The following is a 21,913-nucleotide window of genomic DNA, read 5'->3' on the forward strand; positions in this document are numbered from 1 at the left end:
TCCGAGTTATTCGGGATGTGGACTACGGGTAAGACCTTAACACAGCGCCTTTAACCCTCCGGAAGTCAGCCTAGGTCTTTTCGTCGAAGGGATTCTTCGAAGAACGCAGCTCAATCTTGAGCGGCGTGCCGACCAGTTTGTAGTGCGCGCGGATGCGGCCTTCGAGGTAACGCTTGTAGACCTCGGTGACGCCGTCCAGCGCGTTGCCATGGATGACGACGATGGGCGGGTTCTGGCCACCCTGGTGGGCGTAGCGCATCTTGGGGCGCGACACGCCCGAGCGCTTGGGCTGCTGGTGCTCCACGGCCTCGTGGATCAGGCGGGTCAGCACCGGCGTCGTCATCTTGCGGTAGGCGGACGCATATGCATCGGCCATCGCGTTCCACAGCGCAGCCAGCCCCTGGCGCTTGAGCGCGGAGATCTGGTGCATGGGCGCGAACTTCAGGAAGGCCAGGCGCTGTTCGATCTGGCGCTTCAGCGTCTCGCGCTGGTAGCTGTCGACGGCATCCCACTTGTTGCAGGCCAGCACGACCGCACGGCCGCTGTCGAGGATGTAGCCGGCGATGTGCGCGTCCTGGTCGGTCACACCTTGCGTCGCGTCCAGCAGCAGCAGCACGACATGCGCGTCCGCAATGGCCTGCAGCGTCTTGACCACCGAGAACTTCTCGATGGCCTCGAACACCTTGCCCTTGCGGCGCAGGCCTGCCGTGTCGATGAGCTTGAACTTCTGGCCGTTGCGCTCGAAGTCCACCGCGATGGCGTCGCGCGTGGTGCCCGGCATGTCGAAGGCGACGAGGCGCTCCTCGCCCAGCCAGGTGTTGATCAGCGTGCTCTTGCCGACGTTCGGCCGGCCGGCCACCGCCAGGCGGATGACATCGCGATCCTCGGCCTGGTCGTCGCGCTCGGTCGCGTCAAAGGGCTCCAGCACGGCATCAAGCAGACTGCGGATGCCTTGGCCGTGTGCCGACGAGATCGGGTGCGGCTCGCCCATGCCGAGTTCGTGGAACTCGGCCAGCAGCGGCGACTCGCTCATGCCCTCGGCCTTGTTGACGGCCAGGTGAACGCGCTTGTTGACACTGCGCAGGTAGCGGGCGATGTCGCTGTCGTGCGCCGACAAGCCCAGGCGGACGTCGACGACGAAGATGACGGCATCAGCCTCGGCAACGGCCTGCTTGGTCTGCTTGGCCATCTCCTTGACGATGCCGGTCGAGCTGTCGGGCTCGAAGCCGCCGGTGTCGATGACGATGAACTCGCGGTCGCCCAGGCGGCCGTCACCGTAGTGGCGGTCGCGCGTCAGGCCGGCGAAATCGGCCACGATGGCATCGCGCGACTTCGTCAGGCGGTTGAACAGCGTCGACTTGCCCACGTTGGGGCGGCCGACCAGGGCAATGACAGGCTTCATTCGGTCTTGATGGCGAACAGGCCGCCATTCCTGGTGGCGACAAGCGCCGTGTCGCCCAGCAGCGTGATGGCCGCGATGGGCGTGCCGTCGGTGGCGATGCGGGAGCGGGTCTTGCCGGTGTCGCGGTCCAGCAGGTGAACCTGGCCTTCGAAGTCACCCACGATGATCTGCTTGTTCAGCACCACGGGTGCCGACAGCTTGCGCAGCTGGAACTGGTCGGCCGACCACGCGAGGTCGCCATTGGCCAGCTTCCAGGCCGACAGGCGGTCCGACGCGTCACCGGCCACGACGACCTGGTCGTCAGCGCCAACACCGTTGGTACCCCCGACGATGCGGTTCCACAGCGCACTGCCGCGCTCGGCGTTCACACAGCCCACCGACGACTGGAAGGCGCGCGCGCAGATGACCTCACCCTGGCGCACGGCCGGGCCGACGAGGTCAGCCAGGCGCTCGACCTCGTTGGTGCCGCGCGGCGTGGCCACGCTGGCTTCCCAGCGCAGTTGGCCCTTGAGCGGGTCGATGCCCGCCAGGCGCGCGCCCTGGCCGACGATCAGCGTGTCCTTGTACGAGGTCAGCACGCCGGCTTTGGCCAGCGTCAGCGGCTCGCCGGGGCGACGCAGTTCCCAGATCTTGCGGCCGTCCAGCGCATCGAAGGCGATGACCTGACGGTCCAGCGTCAGCGCGAAGACGCGCTCGCCGGCCACCAGCGGCGCGGCGATGACGGGCGTCGGCAGGGCCTTCTTCCAGACCACGCGGCCGGCGTCCAGCACGACCAGTTCGTTGTCGCGGTTCACCACGGCTGCGAAGCGGCCGTCGCTGCCGACACCGGCGACCAGCTTGGCGCCGGCCGTGCCGCGCCACAGCTCGCGGCCGTCGGCAGCGGCCAGTGCGCGGACGGTGCCGTCGACGCTGGCGACGACGAAGCGGTCACCCGGCGCCGCGATGCTGAGCGGGAACGTGATGTCATCGCCCTTGGCGCTCCACAGCACGCGACCCGTCGCGGGGCCGCTCAGCGCCTCCAGCGCGGCCGGGCGGTTCTTGCCGTCACCGAACCAGCGGTCCCAGGTGTTGCTGATCGTCGAGCAGCCCGACACGCTGGCCGCCGCCAGCGCGATCAGCGAGATCTGGACAAGGCGCCTCATTGCGCAGCTCCGGTGGTGGGTTCGACCGCAGTCGGCACGCCCAGCGTGGCCAGCTTGGCCTCGATGATGCGGCGGTAGTCCTGCGTCTTCTCCAGGCCTGCCAGCGCCTTCTGGTACTCGGCCTTGGCGGCATCGCCCTTGCCCTGCAGCAGCAACGCGTCACCGCGGCGGTCGGCCACGAGCGCGGCGAACTCCGTGGACTTGATGGCGTCCAGCGTCTTCAGCGCATCGTCAAAGGCCTTGGCATCCAGTTGCAGGCCGGCCAGGCGCAGGCGGGCCAGGTCACGGTAGGACGCCTCGGCGCCCTTCTCCGCCACCCAGGCCAGGCTCTGGCGGGCGTCGTCGGCCTTGTCCTTGTCCATCTGCAGCTTGGCGATCTGCAGACCGGCCTGGGCGGCGAAGCCCGTGCCGGCGTAGCGCGACTTCAGGTCGCCCGCGGCCGTGGCGGCCTTGTCCAGGTCCTGCGCGGTGAAGGCGCGCTCGAACTCCTCGTACATGGCGCCGGCCTTGGCGGCCTGGTCACGCTGGTACCAGGTCCAGCCCTGCCAGGCGGCAAAGGCGGCCAGCGCGGCGGTGATCACCCAGGTGATGAGGTTGCCCCAGCGCTTCCAGAAGGCCTTGAGCTGGTCGAGTTGTTCTTGTTCTTCGAGGTCGAGATGCGATGCCATGGGAGGAAGTCAGCGTGTGCGGGCCAAGGCCCGGGATTATGCGGTGCGCAGTTCGGCCGCCCAGGCGGCCACGTCGGCGAGGGGGCGGCAGGTCTGCTCGGCGCCGTCGCGCAGCGGCTTCACAGCCACTTCGCCACGGGCCAGTTCGTCGCCGCCGAACACCAGCGCGTAGCGGGCGCCGGAGCCGTCAGCCTTCTTGAACTGCGACTTGAAGGAGCCGCCGCCGGCGTGCATCTGCACAGCCACGCCGGCCGCGCGCAGCGCCTCCAGCGCGGGCAGGATGCGCGGCAGCTCGGCAGGGTCGGGCACGACGGCGTAGACATCGGGCGCCGCGGCGGGCGCCTGCAGGCCCAGCGTCTCCAGCAACAGCAGCAGGCGCTCCATGCCCATGCCGAAGCCCACGGCTGGCGCCGGCTTGCCGCCCAGCTGCTCGATCAGGCCGTCGTAGCGACCGCCGGCACACACCGTGCCCTGGGCGCCGAGCTTGGTCGTCACCCACTCGAAGACGGTGAGGTTGTAGTAGTCCAGCCCGCGCACCAGGCGCGGGTTGATGCGATAGGCAAGCCCGACCGCATCCAGCAGCGCGCGCACGCCGTTGAAATGGGCCAGCGAGGCCTCCCCGAGGAAGTCCAGCAGCTTGGGCGCCGCTTCGGCCATGGCCTGCATCGCGGGGTTCTTGGTGTCCAGCACGCGCAGCGGGTTGCTGTACATGCGCGACTTGGCTTCCTCGTCCAGCACGTCCTGGTGCTGCTCCAGGTGAGCAATAAGCGCAGCGCGGTGCGCAGCGCGCTCCTCGGGCTGACCCAGGCAGTTGATCTCCAGCGTGACGTCTTCGCCCTCCTTCAGCCCCAGCTCACGCCACAGCGTGCGGGCCAGCAGGATGACCTCGGCGTCCACATCGGGGCCGGCGAAACCCAGCGCCTCGATGCCCATTTGGTGGAACTGGCGGTAGCGGCCCTTCTGCGGCTTCTCGCGGCGGAACATGGGGCCGACGTAGTAAAGCCGGCGCGGGCTGTCGCGCAGGTAGCTGTGCTCGATCATCGCGCGCACGACGCCGGCCGTGCCCTCGGGGCGCAGCGCCAGGTGCTCGGCCTGGCCGTGCTTGTCGGCACGGTCTTCGAAGGCGTACATCTCCTTCTCGACGATGTCGGTCACTTCGCCGATGCCGCGCACGAACAGTGCCGTCGGCTCCACGATGGGCACACGCACGTTCTGGTAGCCATAGCGCGCCAGCACGCCGCGCATCGTCGCTTCGAGTTGCTCCCAGCGCGCCGAATCCGGCGGCAGGATGTCGTTCATGCCCTTGACCGCTTGCAGCGGCTGGACTTTCTTGGTCTCGCTCATGGGGTTCGTGTTCAGGCCGTGGCCTTGGCGCCGAAGCGCTTCTCGATGTAGTTCTCGACCAGCGCGTGGAACTCCTGCGCGATGTTGTCGCCGCGCAGGGTCACGGCTTTCTCGCCGTCGATGAAGACGGGCGCCGCGGGCGCCTCGCCGGTGCCGGGCAGGCTGATGCCGATGTCAGCGTGCTTGCTCTCGCCGGGCCCGTTGACGATGCAGCCCATGACGGCCACCTTCATCTCCTCGACACCCGGGTACTTGTTGCGCCAGACCGGCATCTGCAGGCGCAGGAAGTCGTCGATCTGCTTGGCCAGTTCCTGAAAGGTCGTGCTGGTCGTGCGGCCGCAGCCCGGGCAGGCCGTGACGCTGGGGTTGAAGTGCCGCAGGCCCAGCGACTGCAGGATCTCCAGCGCGACGACGACTTCCTGCGTGCGCGCCTCGCCCGGCTGGGGCGTGAGGCTGACGCGGATGGTGTCGCCGATGCCCTCTTGCGCCAGGATGCCCAGTGCAACGGAGGACGCCACCGTGCCCTTGGTACCCATGCCGGCCTCGGTCAGGCCCAGGTGCAGCGCGTAGTCGCAGCGGCGGGCCAGTTCGCGGTAGACCGAGATCAGGTCCTGCACGCCGCTGACCTTGCAGCTGATGATGATGTTGTCGGGGTTCATGCCCAGCTCGCGGGCATAGGCGGCCGACGTCAGCGCGGACTCGACCAGCGCCTGGTACATGACCGGCTTGGCGCCCCAGGGCGTGGCGCGCTTCGCGTTCTCGTCCATGAACTGGGCGAGCAGTTCCTGGTCCAGGCTGCCCCAGTTGACGCCGATGCGCACGACCTTGTCGTAGGTCATCGCCGCTTCGATCATCTGGGCGAACTGCTTGTCCTTCTTCTCGCCCTTGCCCACGTTGCCGGGGTTGATGCGGTACTTGGACAACGCCTGCGCCATCGCCGGGTAATCGGTCAGCAGACGGTGGCCGTTGTAGTGGAAGTCGCCCACCAGCGGCACATCGATGCCCATGCGGTCGAGTTGCTCGCGGATGTAGGGCACCTGCTCGGCGGCCTCCGGTGTGTTGACGGTGATGCGCACCATCTCGGAACCGGCAATGGCCAGCTCCTTGACCTGGATGGCGGTGCCGATGGCGTCCACCGTGTCGGTGTTCGTCATGGACTGCACGCGCACCGGCGCGTCACCGCCGACCGTGACCACGCGATTGCCCCAGACCACACGGGCCTGGCGGCTCTTGCGAGGCGCCGGCGCGGCCTCGGGAATGATCCATTCGCTCATCACTTCAACTCCAGACGGGCGACATTGTTGGTGGCGCTGGCGGCCAGGTCGACAGCAGCGCCGCGCCACTCCAGGCGCGTGCCACCGACGTTGCCGATGCGCAGCTTGTACGGGGCGGCGCCGGAGAACTCCTGCTGCTCCCCCTGCCGCAGCAGACGCGACAGCAAGACCTGGCCCTTGGCGTCGACCACCTCGACCCAGCTGTCGGCCGTGGTCGACAGACGGAGCGCGGCGGCGGCTGGCGCGACTGCACTCGGCGCCGGCACGCTGGCGGGCACAGCGGCGGAGGCGGCTGCCGGCACCGACGCTGTCACAGGCGACGGCGCAGACGCGGGCACGGCCGAAGCCGCCACCGGCGTCGATGCCGCCGCAGGCGCCGGCACAAAGTCGATCACCGGCGCACTGGCTGCGGCACTCACCACCCCGGACGCCGGAGCGACGCCCTCGGGCTGTGAGTCGCTGCCGCCCTGAGGTAGCCAGCCCGCCGGAATCCAGTAGATGGCGGCGGCTGCGGCCACCAACAGCAACGGCCCCCACACCTTGGGCCGCAGCAGGGCGGTCAGCACGGCGCCATCCAGCATGGCGCCGCCCGCACGCTCGCGGAAGGGCTGGTTCAGCCCCGGGCGCATGTCGAACTGCTGGTCGCGCGTGCTCGGCAACAAGGCCAGCACCGGCCCGGCATCAACCTTCAGCGCGCGGCACATCGCTGTGGCGAGTGCGCGTGCGAAGGTCGCGTCAGGCAACTCGTCATAGCGGTCGCCCTCAAGCGCTTCGAGCTTGGCCTGCGGCACCTTGAGCATGACGGCCAGCGCCGCGATGTGCAGGCCGCGCTGCTGGCGAGCCTGCCTCAACCAGGCGCCTGCGGTGGCGGGCTGGGGCTCGTGCCCCTCGGAGATGGGTTGCATCGTCTCGTTCTTCGGTCGGCCGCGAAGCGGCTCAGTCTTCGTAGCGGCCGGCGTCCAGCGCCTGCGTTTCGGGGGCCTGCGGGAACTTGCGGCGCAGGATGAGGGCCAGATCGTCGACGATGCCCGTGTGGCCCAGCTTGCGCTCGATGCGCAATTGCAGCCACACGCTCTGCGCATTGAGCTGCTCCGGCTGGTCGTTGACACGCTTCACGTAGAAGCGGGCGCGCTCCAGCTCACGGTTGCGATAAAGCACCTCGGACAGGTTGACGGCAATGACGGGGCTGGCCGGGTCCAGCTCGAAGGCGCGCGACAGCGTCTTTTCGGCCACCAGCAGGCGGCCGGCACGCGCCTCGCAAACACCCTTGGCCAACAGCGTGCGCGCCGGGGCGCGGTAGGTGGGCTGGGCCAACGCCTGGTCGAACAGCGAATCCGCCGTGGGCCAGCGGCGCTGCTGGCACAGGAACCAGCCGTAGTTGTGCAGCGTGTCAGGATCGTTGGGGTAGACGGCCAGCGCACGGCGGAAGGTTTCCTCGGCCAGCTGCATCTCGCCCATGGACGCGTAGATGAGGCCGCGCAGGTTGACAGCCTCGCGCATGTCGGGCTTGGCCTGCAGCGCGAGCTTGAGCTCGTCCAGCGCCGTCGGGAACTGACCGCGCGAGAAGTAGCCCTGCGCCAGCTCCAGCCGGATGGCAGCCCGGCGGTCGACATCGGTCTGGTCGGAGTCGGTCTTGATCTCGCGGTCGGCGGTGGGCGCGGTGCCGGTGCTCGCGCAGGCGGCCAGCAGACAGGCAGTCAGGACGGTCAGCAGTCGCTTCATCAAATCCTCGTGGTAGGACACCCAGCGTGTCACGGCGTGGATTTGGCCACCGTCACGGGGGCCCTGACCATGCGGATATGCGCGCGGGTGCGGTCCTGCACCTCACCGGCCAGCTGACCGCAGGCGGCGTCGATGTCGTCGCCGCGCGTCTTGCGCACGGTGGTCACGATGCCGGCCTGGATCAACACCTCGGCGAAGGCCTGCACGCGCGCATTCGTGCTGCGGATCAGGCCCGACGCCGGGAAAGGGTTGAACGGGATCAGGTTGATCTTGCAGTTGACGTGGTGCTTCACCAGCCGCACCAGCTCACGCGCCTGCTCGGGCGAGTCGTTCACCTCCTGCAGCATGCAGTACTCGAAGGTGATGAAGTCGCGCGGCGCCTTTTCCAGATAGCGGTTGCAGGCATCCAGCAACTCGGCGATCGGGTACTTCTTGTTCAGCGGCACGAGCTGGTCGCGCAGCGGGTCGGTGGGCGCGTGCAGGCTGACAGCCAGCGCGACGGGGCAGTCCTTGCGCAGCCGGTCGATCATGGGCACAACACCCGAAGTCGACACCGTCACGCGGCGGCGACTCAGGCCGTAGCCATGGTCGTCCAGCATCGTCTTCAGCGAAGGCACGAGCTGATCGTAGTTCTGCAGCGGCTCGCCCATGCCCATCATCACGACGTTGGAGATGACGCGCTCATCGGTGTTGAGGCGCTTGCGCAGCGAATGCTCGGCAAACCACAGCTGGGCCGTGATCTCGGCCGTCGTCAGGTTGCGGCTGAAGCCCTGGTGCCCGGTCGAGCAGAAACGGCAGCCAACCGCACAACCGGCCTGGCTGGAGATGCACAACGTGCCGCGGTCGTCTTCAGGAATGAAGACAGCCTCGACCGCGTTGCCGGCACCGACATCGAACAGCCACTTGATGGTGCCGTCGGCGGACACATGCTCGGAAATCACCGGCAGCGCGGTGATGTGCGCACGGCCCTTGAGCTTGTCGCGCAGGGACTTGGCGAGGTCGGACATCTGATCGAAGTCCGACGCGCCCTTTTGGTGGACCCAGCGGAACAGCTGGGTCGCACGGAACTTCTTTTCGCCCAGTTGCTCGCAGTAGGCGGCCAGGCCTGGCAGATCAAAACCGAGCAGGTTGACCGCGTCCATACGAACTTCCTGGGCCGGGGTCTCCCGACCCCGTTGGGGGTTTACTTGGCAGCGTAGACGTTCATGCCGGGGAAGAAGAACGCCACTTCGACGGCGGCCGTTTCGGCGGCGTCGGAGCCGTGCACGGCGTTGGCGTCGATGCTGTCAGCAAAGTCAGCACGGATGGTGCCCTTCTCGGCCTTCTTCGGGTCGGTCGCGCCCATCAGGTCACGGTTCTTCAGGATGGCGCCTTCGCCTTGCAGGGCCTGGATCATCACCGGGCCGCTGATCATGAAGTTGACCAGGTCGTTGAAGAAGGGGCGGGCCTTGTGGACGGCGTAGAACTGCTCGGCTTCGCCGCGCGACAGGTGCACCATCTTGGCCGCCACGATCTTCAGGCCAGCGGCCTCGAAGCGAGCGTAGATCTGGCCGATGACGTTCTTCGCCACGGCATCGGGCTTGATGATGGACAGGGTGGTTTCGATCGCCATGGTGTTCTCCTGATGGGATGTATTGGACAAAGCCTGCGATTGTAGCTCTGCGGGATGACCCTAGTTGTGGGTCACCCCCTGCACTCAGCGGTTGCGCCCGCCAAAGCCGCCGCCCGAACGGCCGCCGCCGCCCTTGCCGCCGCCACGATTGCCGCCGCCGCCACCGCCGCGACGCAGGTAGGCATCGCCGCCGATGTAGCCCACCGAGGTCTGCATGGGATCGGGCTCACGCGGGCCGCCGCCCTTGTTGCCGCCCCGGGCAGGCCGGTCACGCTGCTGACTGCCGCCAGCGCCGAAGCCCTGCGGAATGCCGCGCTTGCCGCCGGATGCGTGACGACGGTCGAAAGTCTGCTCCAGCGGGTTGATGTGATGAGGGATGAAGTCGTCATCGTCCTCATCATCATCGCGGCGCACGCGCTCCTCGCGCGGCGGGCGCGGCTGCTGCGGCTCGGGCGGCCGGCTGGGGCGCGGGCCAACGCCGCTGTGGCGGTCGTCGGATCGACGCTTGTTGCGTTCGCCGCCCTTGCCTCCCTGCTGCGGCTGCTGCTGCCCACGGCCTTGGCCCTGCGGCTGCGCCTGGCCGTTGTTGGACGTGTGGCCGGCCAGGCGGCGGATGACGCGCACATCGTCGTCGCCCAACTCCACCCAGACACCGCGCTTGAGACCACGCGGCAGTACGACCGTGCCATAGCGGATGCGGATCAGCCGGCTGACGACCATGCCCACTGCCTCGAACAGCTTGCGCACCTCGCGGTTGCGGCCTTCGGTGATGGTGACGCGGTACCAGCGGTTGGCGCCTTCGCCGCCGCCGTCCTCGATCGCCTTGAACGCGGCCGTCTGGCCGTCGACGCTGACGCCCTCCAGCAGCTTGGCACGCTGCTCATCACTCAGCGAGCCCAGCACACGCGCCGCGTACTCGCGCTCCACGCCGAAGCGCGGATGCATCAGCTGGTTGGCCAGCTCACCCGAGTTGGTGAACAACAGCAAGCCTTCGGTGTTGATGTCCAGGCGACCGACGGACTGCCACTTCTGGCCCTGCACGCGGGGCAGCGAGCGGAACACGGTCGGGCGGCCCTCGGGGTCGTTGAAGGTCGACACCTCGCCGGTGGGCTTGTGATAGGCCAGGATGCGCGGGTTGGGCGGCGAGATGCGCACGCGCACTTCCTTGCCATTGACGCGCACACGGTCCCCGAACGAGATGCGCTGGCCGACATGGGCGACCTCGCCATTCACCTCGATCTTGCCCTCGGCAATCCACTCCTCGATGTCGCGGCGCGACCCGATGCCGGACTGCGCCAGCACCTTCTGCAGCTTGGGCGCATCGGCGTCCGGCGCGAGCACGCGCTTGCCCTCGCCGTCGACGGCCTCGGACTCCTCCAGCTCTGGGCGCAGCTGGGGCAACTCGCCGACGGGACCTTCGGATTCGGCATCCAGATTGCCCGACAGCACGTCGGCGAAGCGCGCACCAGCGGCTTCGACAAGCTCGTGCGTCAGCGCTGGCGCCGGCGGCTCGCTGCCGCCAGTGGCCTGCACAGCCGCGCCGTCCGCCGCCGCGCGCTCGCCCCGCTCCTTGCGGTTGCGGCGCCGGTTGCGACCGCGGCCACTGCGCTCACCTTCATCACCATCGCCACCACCCTCGCCGCCGTCGTCGCTCCCCTCGCTCGCCGGCGTCTCGCCCGCCACCACCGGTGCCTCGGCCGCCAGCGTGAACAGCGGTGCTTGCGCGGGCGCCACCTCGACGACCGGCTCAGCCGCTGCCGCCGTCTTGCGCGGCGCACGTTTGCGCGCAGGCGCTGCGGAAGGCTCTTCGGCCACGGCCTCGGGCACCACCCCAGCCGCGGCCTCAGCCGCAGCCGACTCCGCCTTGCGCCGCGTGCGCTTCACCGGCACGGCGGCCTCTGCGCCTTCGGGCGCAGCATCTGGCGCCACCTCCGCGGCGGCCTTGGCCGTCGTGCGGCGGCGCTTGGGCGCTGCTGGCGCCTCGGCGTCGGCAATGGGGGACAGGGGCTTGTCTTGATCAGCAGCGTCGTTCATTCGGTGATTCAGTGCAGGGGTTGCGGGGGCGTGTCGGTGGGATCGGGAGTCGGCAAGGCGGGCGTGCCGTCAGCGCCAAACAGGCTGGTGGATGCAATCGGCAGCTCGGCAGCCACCGGAGGCTGTGCCGCGGCGTGCAAAACCTCGGGCAACACCTGGGCAGCCAGCGCTGCCGCGGACTCAGGCGCCGGCTCGGTGTCGTCCACGCTGACCACTGGCAGGTCGTCGGTCGTCAGCGCCGCAACGGTGGCGTCCACCGCCACCGGCTCAGCCGGCGCCTCGTCGACCTCATCCAGCAGTTGCCCTTGCAGCGCCTCGAAGGCCGGTGGCGCACTGCCGACGTCCAGCGCGGGCAACTGCTCCAGGCTGGCCAGGCCCAGGTCGTCAAGGAAGGCCTTGGTCGTCGCATACAGCGCCGGCCGGCCAGGCGTCTCGCGGTGGCCGATGGCGTCAATCCAGCCGCGGTCTTCCAACTGCTTGATGATCTGGCTGGCCACCACGACACCACGGATGTCCTCGATGTCGCCGCGCGTGACCGGCTGGCGGTACGCAATGATGGCCAGCGTCTCCAGCACGGCGCGCGAGTAGCGCGGTGGCTTCTCGGGGTGCAGCCGGTCCAGGTATTCGCGCAGCTCGGGCCGGCTCTGGAAGCGCCAGCCCGAGGCCAGTGCCACCAGCTCCACGCCCTTCCCGTCCCAGTCGCGGCTCAGCTCGTCGAGCAGCCCGCGCAGCGTGTCAGCGCCCAGCTCATCGGCGAATAGGCTGCGCATCTCGCGCAACGTCAGCGGCTGCGAGGCACAGATCAGCGCGGTTTCAAGGACGCGCTTGGCATCCTGGGTATTCATGAACTCAACTTCGCACCCTCAATGGGTAGAGCTCTGGCGATGGCACTTGGGGCCTGGGCGCTCTGTCCAGAGCGCTCGTCAGGTGGACGGGTCAGGTCTTGCACGGTGCGCCGCAGCCGGCCTTCAGGGCACGGACAGATCGGCGAATGGGGTTGGCGGCTTGCGGGCGGACTGCAATCCCGCTGCACATCGCGCCTGCTCGGCACGGCGCTGTGGCGCGACAACCGGGCTGCATTGTAGCCATGTCAATCGGACAGGTCGCCAGCGCCCACCGCGGCCCAGGCCAACGCCATGTCCGACGGCAGTGCCGAGCGCAGGCTCAGCGCCTCGGCGGTGATCGGGTGTGCGAACGACAGCCGGGCCGCATGCAGGGCCTGGCGGGTCATGCCCAGCGCTGGCACGCCGCCGTACAACGTGTCGGCCAGCAGCGGGTGGCCGCTGTGCATCAGGTGCACGCGGATCTGGTGGGTGCGGCCGGTGTGCAGCACGCAATGCACGGCGCTGACGGGCCGCGCCTGCCCGTTGACCTGCACCTCACCCACGCCCAGCGGAAACACGTCGGTGCGTGCCGGCTTGCCGAGGTTGGCGGGCGCGATGGCCATCTTCACGCGCGACACCGGGTCGCGGCGCATCGCCTTCTCAACGACGAACGGCTCCTCGACACGCCCCCACGCCAGCGCCAGGTACTCGCGGTGCACCTCGCGGGCGGCGATCTGGCGGCTCAGCGCCGTGACGGCCTCGAGCGTCTTGCCGACCACCATCAGCCCGCTGGTGTCCTTGTCCAGCCGGTGCACGATGCCGGCGCGCGGCAGCGTGGCGGCAGCCGGGTGGCGCGCGAGCAGCCCGTTCATCAGCGTGCCCGACCAGTTGCCGGGCGCCGGGTGCACCACCAGCCCCACCGGCTTGTCGATGACGGCCAGGTGCTCGTCCTCGTACACCACGTTCAGCGCCATCGCCTCGGGTCGGAAGGCGCGACTCTCGTCGGTGGGCTGCAGCTCGATGTCCACGCGCTGACCGGCGCGCAGCTTGAGCGCCGGCTTGGCCAGCGGGCGCCCGTCGGCCGTCACGCAGCCACGCTCGATGAGCGCCTGCAGGTGGTTGCGCGAGAACTCCGGCGCCAGCCCGGTCAGCCAGCGATCCAGCCGCTCCCCATGGCCGGACGCGTCGACTTCGGCGCTGCGCCGCTCCGGGGCATCGTCCGCGCCGTCGTCTTCCGGGTCTGTCAGACCCCCCGCCCTATACTCCGCGTCCATTGTTCCCCGTGACCAGCCGGCAGCACCGCCGTCGACTTCAGACATGTTTGTTGAGAAATTCAAGGCCGGCCGCATCGTCGCCGGCACCGTGCTGATGGCCTTCGCGCTCGCGCTCAGCGGCTGCGGCTCCACGGCCAAGGACGACCCGAACTCCCAGGCCGCGCTCGACAAATTGTATGCAGACGCCAAGGACGACCTGAACGCCGGCAGCTACGACCGCGCGATCAAGACGCTGGAGCGCATCGAGGGCCGGGCCGCTGGCACGCCCATGGGCCAGCAGGCGACGCTGGACCTGGCCTGGGCTTACTACAAGACGGCTGAGCGCGCGCAGGCGGTGTCCACGCTGGACCGCTTCATCAAGCTCAACCCGTCCAGCCCGGCGCTGGACTACGCGATCTACATGAAGGGCATCGTCAACTTCAACGAAGACCTGGGCCTGTTCGGCCGCCTCGCCAACCAGGACGTCTCCGAGCGCGACCAGCAGGCCTCGCGCGAGGCACTGCTGGCCTTCCGCCAGCTGATCGAGCAGTTCCCCGAGTCCAAGTACACGCCCGACGCGCAGACCCGCGCCAACTTCATCTCCAACACCCTGGCGGCCTACGAGGTGCACGTCGCGCGCTACTACTTCAACCGCAAGGCCTACGTGGCCGCGGCCAACCGCGCGCAATCGGCCGTGGCCGAATTCCAGAATGCCCCTGGCATCGAGGAAGCGCTCTACATCATGAGTGAGAGCTACGACAAGCTGGGACTCACGCAGCTGCGTGACGACGCGCGCCGCGTGCTGGACAAGAACTTCCCCGACAGCCAGTACGCCTCCAACAGCGGCAAGAAGAAGAAACCGTGGTGGAAAGTCTGGTGAGTTGAATGAACGGGCCGTCAGGCCCGTTCTTCATTGAGCAGCTGCAGCCAGGCCAGCGCCTCGGCCTCGTTGGCCACCGGCGTCATCGGCGGCAGCGCGGCGCGCAGGCGGCGGCCGTAGTTCATGCCGGCCATGCGCGGATCGCACACCACCAGCAGGCCACGGTCGGTCTCGGTACGGATCAGCCGCCCGGCGCCCTGCTTCAGCGCAATGGCGGCCTCGGCAATGAAGTAATCGGCAAACGCGTTGCGCCCCTCGGCCTCCAGCCGCTGCACGCGTGCCTCCACCAGCGGGTCGTTGGGCGGCGGGAACGGCAGCTTGTCGATGACAACGCACTGCAGCGCATCGCCCGGTACGTCAATGCCTTCCCAGAAGCTGGCCGAGCCCACCAGCACCGAGGCCGGGTTGTCGATGAAGCGTTGCAGCAGCACGCGCTTCGGCAGCGCACCCTGCTGCAGCACGGCGATGGCGTCACCGCCCTCCTCGAAGCGCTCGCGCAAGGCGTCGGCCACGGTCTGCAGGTTGCGCAGCGTCGTCGTCAGCACGAAGGTGCGGCCACCGAGGGCCCGCGCCAGGCGGGACGCCAGCAGCGCAACGCTGGCCGGATGCGTCGGTTCAGCCGGCTTGGGGAAGCCGCGCGGCACGTACAGCCGCGCGTGCGCCGGGTAGTCGAACGGGCTGCCGACACGCAGGATCTCGGCGTCCTGCAGCCCGGCGGGCTCGGTGAACCAGGTGAGCCCCTCGTCATCGCCCAGCGTGGCGGACGTGAACACCCACGCCTTGGGCGGGCCTTCGAGCTGCTGCTGCATCGCGTCGCGGATGTCCAGCGGCGACTCGACCAGCCGCGCCGCGTGCGGGCTGATGTCGATCCAGCGCACATCGCCCGGGTCGGGCTCGGCGGCGAACTGCCTGGCCAGGTCGCGCAGCTGCTGGGCGCGTTCGCACAGGCGGGCGAAGTCCGGCGCCGCCTCGCGCACGCCGGTCAGCGCCTCCAGCGCCTGCTCACAGGCGGCCGCCACGCCGGCCAGCGCGGCGCCAAACGCCGGCTGTGCGGCGCGCTCCTTCCAGCCCAGCTTCAGCGTGCCACGCAGCTCGCGCCCGGCCGTGGCCAGCGCGCCGGCAGCGGCCAGCCGCAGCTCGCGCGCGGACTTCTCGATGGCAGCATGCAGCCCCTGCCAGTCGTTCACGCCGCGCGCGTGGGCCAGGCCCTGGGCCAGCAGGTCCCGCGCAAAGTCGATCAGCGCCGCCGTGCCCAGCACGGTGCCCAGGAACTGCACACCGGCCTCGGCCAGTTGGTGGGCCTCGTCGAAGATGGCGATCTCCACACTGGGCAGCAGCTCGGCCACGCCGGTGTCGCGCAGCGTCATGTCGGCGAAGAACAAATGATGGTTGACGACGACGACGTCGGCCTCCATCGCCTCGCGCCGCGCCTTCACGACATAGCAGGCCTTCCAGTCCGGGCACTCCTGCCCCAGGCAGTTCTCGCGGCTGGAGCTGACGATGGGGATGATGGGCGAGCGCTCGTCCAGGCCATCGATCTCGGCGAAGTCGCCCGTCGCCGTGCCCAGCGCCCAGCGCTCGATGCGCGCCAGCGACAGCGCCGTGCGGCGGTCCGGGAACTCGCCCGACACGCGCGCCTCCTTCATGCGGTGCAGGCACAGGTAGCTGCTGCGGCCCTTCAGCAGCGCGAGCCGCACCGGCATCCTCAGCGCCTGGGTCAGTCGCGGCAGGTCGCGCAGGAAGAGCTGGTCCTGCAGGCTCTTGGTGGCCGTGCTGATCAAGGCCCGGCTGCCCGCCAGCAAGGTGGGCACGAGGTAGGCAAAGGTCTTGCCCACGCCAGTGCCGGCCTCCACCACCAGCGCCTGGCGACGGCTCAGCGCGCGCGCGACGGCGCGGCTCATCTGCAGCTGCGGCTCGCGCGGTTTGTAGCCCCGGTCCAGCTGCGCCAGCGGCCCGCCGGCATCGAACGCAGCCTCCACAGCCTGAGCGAGTTCGTCGGCGGCGGGTGGGGCGGGCGGGGTGGCCTGGTCGAGCGCATCCAGCCAGTCGTCGAGATCAGGCAGGCTCATCCGGCTCCGTCTCGGCTTCCAGCCGCGCAATCATGTCGCGCAGCGCGAGGCGCCGCTTCTTCAGACGCTGCACGCCCAGTTCATCTACGGGCGCCTGCTCGCTGAGCCGGTCGATCGCGGCATTGAGGTCCGCGTGCTCCATGCGCAGCTCGATGAGGCGCCGCGTCAACGAGTGAAGTTGTTCATCCATGACGGGTTAACGAGAGCGGCTCGCGGCAGGTCGGGGGCGGGCGGGCCAGTATAGTTTTCGCCATGGCTCCTCCCTCCTCCGCCACCGGATTCCGGCTCAGTGCCGCCACGGGCACGCACCGCGGCGACCGGGCCTACCAACAAGACCAGGTCGCGGTGATCGCCCACCCGCGCATCGCCGGCTGCATGATGGGCATCGTGGCCGATGGCATGGGCGGCAAGAGCGGTGGCCGCAAGGCCGCCGACCAGGTCATCCTGACGGCCCACCAGCTGTTCGAACGCTACTCGCCCGATGACGAATCGCCAGCCGAGTTGCTGGGCCAGATCACGTCCGAGGCGCACCTGATGATCAAGCTGACGGCCATCTCCGCCGAGGAGGAGCCGCACAGCACCATCGCGGGCTTCGTCATCACCAGCGACCGCTGCGCGCACTGGATTCATTCCGGCGACTCGCGCATCTACTGGTTCCGCGGCGCACGGCTCGTGAAGCGCTCGATGGATCACTCCTATGTGCAGCGCCTCGTTGACGAAGGCCAGCTCAGCGAGGCCGAGGCGAGCTCCCATCCGCAGAGCAATCTGCTGACCTCCTGCCTGGGCACGGTGCAGGACCCGACCTCCTCATCGGAACGCTTCGAGGGCCTGGAGGTGGGCGACTCGTTGATGTGCTGCAGCGACGGCCTGTGGCACTACTTCACCGCCCAGGAACTGGGCAGCGTGCTCTACAGCCTGCCGCCGCGCGAAGCGGCGGAGTTGCTCGTCAGCAAAGCGCGCCAGCGCGCGCGCGGCGGCGGCGACAACCTGTCGCTGGCCATCGTCAAGCTCGAGAGCCTGGACTGATCAGCGCGACGCCGCCGAGGCGCCCGGACGGGGCAGCGGCGCGGCGGCCGGCTTGGCGCGGACGTCTTGCTGTGACTGCTGCGCGGCCAGGCGCTCGCGCACCCGCTGCTGCCGCTCCTGTGCGCGCTCGCGCCGCTCGGCGGCCTGCGCCTCGGCCTGACTGGCGGCCAGGCGCTGCCGTTGTTCCGCAGCCTGCGGGTCGCGCGCCCGGATCACGGGCGAAGCCGACGCAGCCGATGAAGCCGACGGGGGCGGCGCGTCCGCGATCAGGCGCTGACGGCGCTGACCTTCATCCTGCGCCGCGGCCAGCTCCCGCTCACTGACCCGCTGGCGCTGCGCCGCCGCGCGTGCGAGGCGCTGCTCCGCCGCCAGCGCCTGCTCCTGGCGCACCACGGGCTGCAGCGCGGCCTGGCGGCGCTCCCGCACCTCGTCCAGGCAGGGTGTGACCGCGAAGCGCGTCTCGCAGGCCTGCCGTTCGCGCTCGAAGCGCTGCTCAATGGCGGTGCGCTGCGCCGCCAGCTCGGCGGGCGAGATGGTCGGGGCGGGCGCGGACGCCGCAGCGGCCGCAAGCAGGGCAAGCAAGGGTGTCATCAGGTCAGCGAGGTGTCGACGTCGCGGCGGGCCAGCGCCAGGTACTCGGCCGAGCGCATCTCCTGCAAGCGCGACACGGTGCGCGGGAACTCGTGCGCCAACGGCCCTTCGGTGTAGAGCTGCTCGGCCGGCACGGCAGCGGAAATGATGAGCTTGACGCGGCGGTCATAGAGCACGTCCACCAGCCAGGTGAAACGCCGCGCCTCGCTGGCCAAACGCACCGGCATTTCGGGCACGTCAGACAGGATGACGGTGTGGAACTGGCTGGCCAGCTCCAGGTAGTCGTTCTGCGAACGCGGGCCGCCGCACAGGGTCTGGAAGTCGAACCACACCACACCGCCCGCGCGCCGCCGTGCCCACAGGGCGCGGTGCTCGATCATCAGCTTGCGGTCTTCGTCCTGCGCCTCGGCGAGGGCGTCAAACGCCTGGGTCAACGCCGCCTCGTTCGCCTCGTTCAGCGGCGTGAGGTAGAGGTTCATGTCCTCCAAGGTGCGGCGCCGGTAATCCGTGCCGGCATCGACGTTGATGACCTCCAGGTTCGCCTTCAGCAACTCAATGGCCGGCAGGATGCGGTCGCGGTGCAGGCCGTTGGGGTAGAGCTCGTCGGGGTGGAAGTTGGACGTGGTGACGATGGACACGCGGTTGCGGAACAGCGCATCCAGCAGGCGGTGCAGGATCATCGCGTCGGTCACGTCGGCCACGTGGAACTCGTCGAAGCAGATCAGCCGGAAGCGCCGCGCGATGCGCTTGCCGAGTTCTTCCAGCGGGTCGGCAATGCCCTTGAGCTCCTGCAGTTCGCGGTGCACCTCGCGCATGAACTCGTGGAAGTGCAGGCGCGTCTTGCGCGTCAGCGGCACGGCCTGGAAAAAGCAGTCCATCAGGAAGCTCTTGCCACGCCCCACGCCGCCATACATGTAGACGCCGCGCGGGATGGGCGGGCGGACGAGCAGCTTGGTCACCGCATTGCTGCGGCGGGCCTTGTAGGCCTCCCAATCGTCCTGGCAGCGCTGCAGCGCCGTGATGGCGCGCAACTGGGCCTCGTCGGCCTTGAAGCCACGCTCGGCAAGGGTCTGCTGGTAAAGCTCGGTGACAGTGGTCATGGCAAAAAAAGGGGCGACTGTTCGGCCGCCCCTTCTCGAATCGCGTGGTGTGCGATCAGAAGTTCAGCGTGCGCTTGTCCACGGCCAGCGCCGCTTCCTTGGTCGCTTCGGACAGCGACGGGTGGGCGTGGCAGATGCGGGCGATGTCTTCGGCCGAAGCCTTGAACTCCATGGCCACCACGGCTTCCGAGATCAGCTCGGATGCGAACGGGCCGATGATGTGCACGCCCAGGATCTCGTCGGTCGTGGCGTCGGCCAGGAACTTGACGAAGCCGGTCGTGTCACCCAGTGCGCGCGCACGGCCGTTGGCCAGGAACGGGAACTGGCCCGCCTTGTAGGCCACGCCTTCGGCCTTGAGCTGTTGCTCGGTCTTGCCGACCCAGGCGATCTCGGGGCTGGTGTAGATGACCCAGGGGATGGTGTTGAAGTTCACGTGACCATGCTGGCCCGCCATGCGCTCGGCCACCGCCACACCCTCTTCCTCAGCCTTGTGCGCGAGCATCGGGCCGCGCACGACGTCGCCCACGGCCCAGACGCCGGGCAGGTTGGTCTTGCACTCGTCGTCCACTTGAATAGCGCCGCGCTCGTCGAGCTTCAGACCCACGGCCTCCACGTTCAGGCCGATGGTGTTGGGCACGCGGCCGATCGAGACGATCAGCTTGTCGACCACCAGCGTCTGCTCGGCGCCCTTGGCGTCGGTGTAGGCGATGGTGACGTCCTTCTTGCCCTTGGTGACCTTGCTGATCTTGACGCTGAGCTGGATGTCCAGGCCCTGCTTCTTGAAGACCTTGGCGGCTTCCTTGGCCACGCCTTCGTCGGCCGCGGCCAGGAAGGCCGGCATGGCTTCGAGGATGGTCACCTCCGAACCCAGGCGGCGCCAGACCGAGCCCATCTCCAGGCCGATCACGCCCGAGCCGATGACGCCCAACTTGCCCGGCACGGCCGGGATGCGCAGCGCGCCGTCGTTGGACAGGATCAGCTCCTCGTCGAACTCCGCGCCGGGCAGCTGGCGGGCGTTGGAACCCGTGGCCAGGATGACCTGCTTGGCGAACACGGTCTCGTCGCCGGCCTTGAGCTCATAACCGCCATCCTTGGCGGCGACGAAGCTACCGCGGCCGTGGAAGAAGGTGACCTTGTTCTTCTTGAACAGGTAGAGGATGCCGTCGTTGTTCTGCTTCACGACGGCGTCCTTGCGGCCGACCATCTTGGCGATGTCGATCTTCAGGTTGTCCAGGCTGATGCCGTGCTCAGCGAAGTGGTGGCCGGCGTGGTCGAAGTGCTCCGACGACTGCAGCAGCGCCTTGGACGGGATGCAGCCCACGTTCGTGCAGGTGCCGCCCGGGGCCGGGCCACCCTTGTCGTTCTTCCACTCGTCGACGCAGGCGACGTTCATGCCGAGCTGCGCCGCGCGGATGGCGGCGATGTAGCCGCCGGGGCCGCCGCCGATGACGACGACGTCGAATTGCTTGGTGGTCATTCAGTTCTCCAAATCTTCGTGAACGCCCCTGTCGGAGCGTAGCGAGCGGCTTCAGGGCAAGGCGCGGGTGCCGAGGCACCGGAACGTAGCAGCGCTACGTGAGGATGCCGAGGACGGGCCCCGCAACGCCACCATGGAGCCGCGCAGTAGCTCCGACTTAGATGTCGAACAGCAGGCGCGACGGGTCTTCCAATGCATCCTTCATGGCCACCAGGCCCAGCACGGCTTCGCGGCCGTCGATGATGCGGTGGTCATAGGACATGGCCAGGTAGTTCATCGGGCGGATGACGATCTGGCCGTTCTCCACCACGGCGCGGTCCTTGGTGGCGTGCACGCCCAGGATGGCCGACTGCGGCGGGTTGATGATGGGCGTGGACAGCATGGAGCCGAAGGTGCCGCCGTTGGAGATGGAGAAGGTGCCGCCGCTCATCTCGTCGATGCCGAGCTTGCCTTCCTGGGCCTTCTTGCCGAACTCGGCGATCTTCTTCTCGATGTCGGCGAAGCTCATCTGGTCGGCATTGCGCAGGATGGGCACGACCAGGCCGCGCGGCGAGCCGACGGCGATGCCGATGTCGAAGTAGCCGTGGTAGACGATGTCGTTGCCGTCGACCGAGGCGTTCAACACCGGGTACTTCTTCAGCGCGTGCACGGCGGCCTTCACGAAGAAGCTCATGAAGCCCAGCTTGGTGCCGTGCTCCTTGGTGAAGCTGTCCTGGAACTTCTTGCGCAGCTCCATGACCGGGGCCATGTTCACTTCGTTGAACGTGGTCAGGATGGCGTTGGTGGCTTGCGACTGCAGCAGGCGCTCGGCGATGCGGGCGCGCAGGCGGGTCATGGGCACGCGCTGCTCGGGGCGCTCGCCGAGATTCGCCAGGCTTTGCGCCGGGGCGGCGACGCTGGGCAGCGGCTTGGCGACGGCAGGCGCCGCAGGCACGACCACCGGGGCGGCGGCGGGCTTGGCCGAGGCGGCCAGCGCGTCACCCTTGGTCACGCGGCCGTCCTTGCCGGAGCCGGCGACGTCGGTGGCCGCCAGGCCCTTCTCGGCCAGGATCTTGGCGGCGGCGGGCATGGCCACGTCACCCTTGTTGCCGCCGGTGGCAGCGGGGGCGGCGGTCGCCGGTGCAGCGGCAGCCGGTGCGGCCGCCGCGGCGGGCGCGGCGGCGCCAGCCTTGGCTTCGGTGTCGATCTTGGCGAGCAGCTGCTGGCTGGTGACGGTGCTGCCGTCAGCCACGCCGATCTCGGTCAGCACGCCGGTGGCCGGTGCGGGCACTTCCAGCACGACCTTGTCGGTCTCGATCTCGACGAGGGTCTCGTCAACAGTGACGGCTTCGCCGGGCTTCTTCTTCCAGGTCAGCAGCGTGCCTTCGGAAACGGATTCGGAGAACTGGGGAACTTGGACGTCAACGATGGCCATGGTGTGAGGCTCCGTGTCTTGTATTTGGGTGTGGGGTGCGCAGGCGCAGGCAAGCGCAGCGCCGGGTCTTCGTCAGAAGGG

General features: G+C 68.8%; 20 protein-coding genes. 2 read left to right on the forward strand and 18 right to left on the reverse strand.

All coding sequences use genetic code 11. The features are described 5' to 3' along the window. Nucleotides 1-70: 70 nt before the first annotated feature. From der to NYO99_RS16255, 12 genes are all read right to left on the reverse strand, one after another. Complete coding sequence (gene der / locus NYO99_RS16200) at nucleotides 71-1,402, reverse strand: ribosome biogenesis GTPase Der (RefSeq protein WP_268168287.1); 1,332 nt, start codon at nucleotides 1,400-1,402, stop codon at nucleotides 71-73. Continuing rightward, nucleotides 1,399-2,544 (reverse strand): outer membrane protein assembly factor BamB, encoded by a 1,146-nt coding sequence (gene bamB / locus NYO99_RS16205; RefSeq protein WP_268168288.1) that lies wholly within the window; start codon nucleotides 2,542-2,544, stop codon nucleotides 1,399-1,401. Before bamB ends, der begins: the two co-directional genes overlap by 4 nt. Next, a complete protein-coding gene (locus NYO99_RS16210; protein ID WP_268168290.1) occupies nucleotides 2,541-3,212 on the reverse strand; it encodes a YfgM family protein in 672 nt (223 codons plus the stop codon). The genes bamB and NYO99_RS16210 overlap by 4 nt, the downstream gene beginning before the upstream one ends. A gap of 36 nt (nucleotides 3,213-3,248) precedes the next feature. Then, on the reverse strand, nucleotides 3,249-4,556 hold the full coding sequence (hisS, locus tag NYO99_RS16215; protein ID WP_268168291.1) for a histidine--tRNA ligase: 1,308 nt from the start codon (nucleotides 4,554-4,556) through the stop codon (nucleotides 3,249-3,251). 11 nt (nucleotides 4,557-4,567) lie between these two features. Next, nucleotides 4,568-5,830 carry a flavodoxin-dependent (E)-4-hydroxy-3-methylbut-2-enyl-diphosphate synthase gene (gene ispG, locus NYO99_RS16220; protein WP_268168292.1) on the reverse strand — a complete coding sequence of 421 codons (1,263 nt, stop codon included), beginning with the start codon at nucleotides 5,828-5,830 and terminating at the stop codon, nucleotides 4,568-4,570. Beyond that, nucleotides 5,830-6,735, reverse strand: coding sequence for a helix-turn-helix domain-containing protein (locus NYO99_RS16225; RefSeq protein WP_268168293.1), 906 nt, complete (start codon nucleotides 6,733-6,735; stop codon nucleotides 5,830-5,832). The genes ispG and NYO99_RS16225 overlap by 1 nt, the downstream gene beginning before the upstream one ends. Before the next feature lie 31 nt (nucleotides 6,736-6,766). After that, on the reverse strand, nucleotides 6,767-7,552 hold the full coding sequence (gene pilW, locus NYO99_RS16230) for a type IV pilus biogenesis/stability protein PilW (protein WP_268168294.1): 786 nt from the start codon (nucleotides 7,550-7,552) through the stop codon (nucleotides 6,767-6,769). Nucleotides 7,553-7,581: 29 nt separating this feature from the next. Then, nucleotides 7,582-8,694, reverse strand: coding sequence for a dual-specificity RNA methyltransferase RlmN (gene rlmN / locus NYO99_RS16235; protein ID WP_268168295.1), 1,113 nt, complete (start codon nucleotides 8,692-8,694; stop codon nucleotides 7,582-7,584). A gap of 41 nt (nucleotides 8,695-8,735) precedes the next feature. Further along, nucleotides 8,736-9,164 carry a nucleoside-diphosphate kinase gene (ndk, locus tag NYO99_RS16240; RefSeq protein WP_268168296.1) on the reverse strand — a complete coding sequence of 143 codons (429 nt, stop codon included), beginning with the start codon at nucleotides 9,162-9,164 and terminating at the stop codon, nucleotides 8,736-8,738. A gap of 84 nt (nucleotides 9,165-9,248) precedes the next feature. Further along, a complete protein-coding gene (gene rluB / locus NYO99_RS16245; protein ID WP_268168297.1) occupies nucleotides 9,249-11,198 on the reverse strand; it encodes a 23S rRNA pseudouridine(2605) synthase RluB in 1,950 nt (649 codons plus the stop codon). 8 nt (nucleotides 11,199-11,206) lie between these two features. Further along, entirely contained in the window at nucleotides 11,207-12,043 is an 837-nt protein-coding gene (gene scpB / locus NYO99_RS16250) for an SMC-Scp complex subunit ScpB (protein ID WP_268168298.1), read from the reverse strand. A gap of 245 nt (nucleotides 12,044-12,288) precedes the next feature. Then, nucleotides 12,289-13,341 (reverse strand): RluA family pseudouridine synthase, encoded by a 1,053-nt coding sequence (locus tag NYO99_RS16255; protein WP_268168299.1) that lies wholly within the window; start codon nucleotides 13,339-13,341, stop codon nucleotides 12,289-12,291. Between NYO99_RS16255 and NYO99_RS16260 the strand changes: the two genes are divergently transcribed. Then, the gene (locus NYO99_RS16260; protein ID WP_268168300.1) at nucleotides 13,340-14,155 is read left to right on the forward strand and encodes an outer membrane protein assembly factor BamD; all 816 of its coding nucleotides are present in this window, start codon (nucleotides 13,340-13,342) and stop codon (nucleotides 14,153-14,155) included. The genes NYO99_RS16255 and NYO99_RS16260 overlap by 2 nt on opposite strands. A 17-nt stretch (nucleotides 14,156-14,172) precedes the next feature. Here the strand turns inward: NYO99_RS16260 and NYO99_RS16265 are convergent, their stop codons facing one another. After that, the gene (locus NYO99_RS16265; RefSeq protein ID WP_268168301.1) at nucleotides 14,173-16,224 is read right to left on the reverse strand and encodes a DNA repair helicase YoaA; all 2,052 of its coding nucleotides are present in this window, start codon (nucleotides 16,222-16,224) and stop codon (nucleotides 14,173-14,175) included. Further along, complete coding sequence (locus tag NYO99_RS16270) at nucleotides 16,211-16,414, reverse strand: YdcH family protein (protein WP_268168302.1); 204 nt, start codon at nucleotides 16,412-16,414, stop codon at nucleotides 16,211-16,213. Before NYO99_RS16270 ends, NYO99_RS16265 begins: the two co-directional genes overlap by 14 nt. A 62-nt stretch (nucleotides 16,415-16,476) precedes the next feature. Between NYO99_RS16270 and NYO99_RS16275 the strand changes: the two genes are divergently transcribed. Next, the gene (locus NYO99_RS16275; RefSeq protein WP_268168303.1) at nucleotides 16,477-17,250 is read left to right on the forward strand and encodes a PP2C family protein-serine/threonine phosphatase; all 774 of its coding nucleotides are present in this window, start codon (nucleotides 16,477-16,479) and stop codon (nucleotides 17,248-17,250) included. Here the strand turns inward: NYO99_RS16275 and NYO99_RS16280 are convergent, their stop codons facing one another. From NYO99_RS16280 to odhB, 4 genes are all read right to left on the reverse strand, one after another. Next, nucleotides 17,251-17,841: a hypothetical protein gene (locus NYO99_RS16280; RefSeq protein WP_268168304.1), complete on the reverse strand. Its 591-nt coding sequence runs from the start codon at nucleotides 17,839-17,841 to the stop codon at nucleotides 17,251-17,253. Beyond that, nucleotides 17,841-18,941, reverse strand: coding sequence for a cell division protein ZapE (gene zapE, locus NYO99_RS16285; RefSeq protein WP_268168305.1), 1,101 nt, complete (start codon nucleotides 18,939-18,941; stop codon nucleotides 17,841-17,843). The genes NYO99_RS16280 and zapE overlap by 1 nt, the downstream gene beginning before the upstream one ends. Before the next feature lie 55 nt (nucleotides 18,942-18,996). Then, nucleotides 18,997-20,418, reverse strand: coding sequence for a dihydrolipoyl dehydrogenase (gene lpdA, locus NYO99_RS16290; RefSeq protein WP_268168306.1), 1,422 nt, complete (start codon nucleotides 20,416-20,418; stop codon nucleotides 18,997-18,999). 157 nt (nucleotides 20,419-20,575) lie between these two features. Continuing rightward, nucleotides 20,576-21,832 (reverse strand): 2-oxoglutarate dehydrogenase complex dihydrolipoyllysine-residue succinyltransferase, encoded by a 1,257-nt coding sequence (odhB, locus tag NYO99_RS16295; RefSeq protein ID WP_268168307.1) that lies wholly within the window; start codon nucleotides 21,830-21,832, stop codon nucleotides 20,576-20,578. Nucleotides 21,833-21,913: the final 81 nt, after the last annotated feature.

It is taken from the genome of Roseateles hydrophilus (assembly GCF_026712245.1).
Classification (GTDB): domain Bacteria; phylum Pseudomonadota; class Gammaproteobacteria; order Burkholderiales; family Burkholderiaceae_C; genus Pelomonas; species Pelomonas hydrophilus.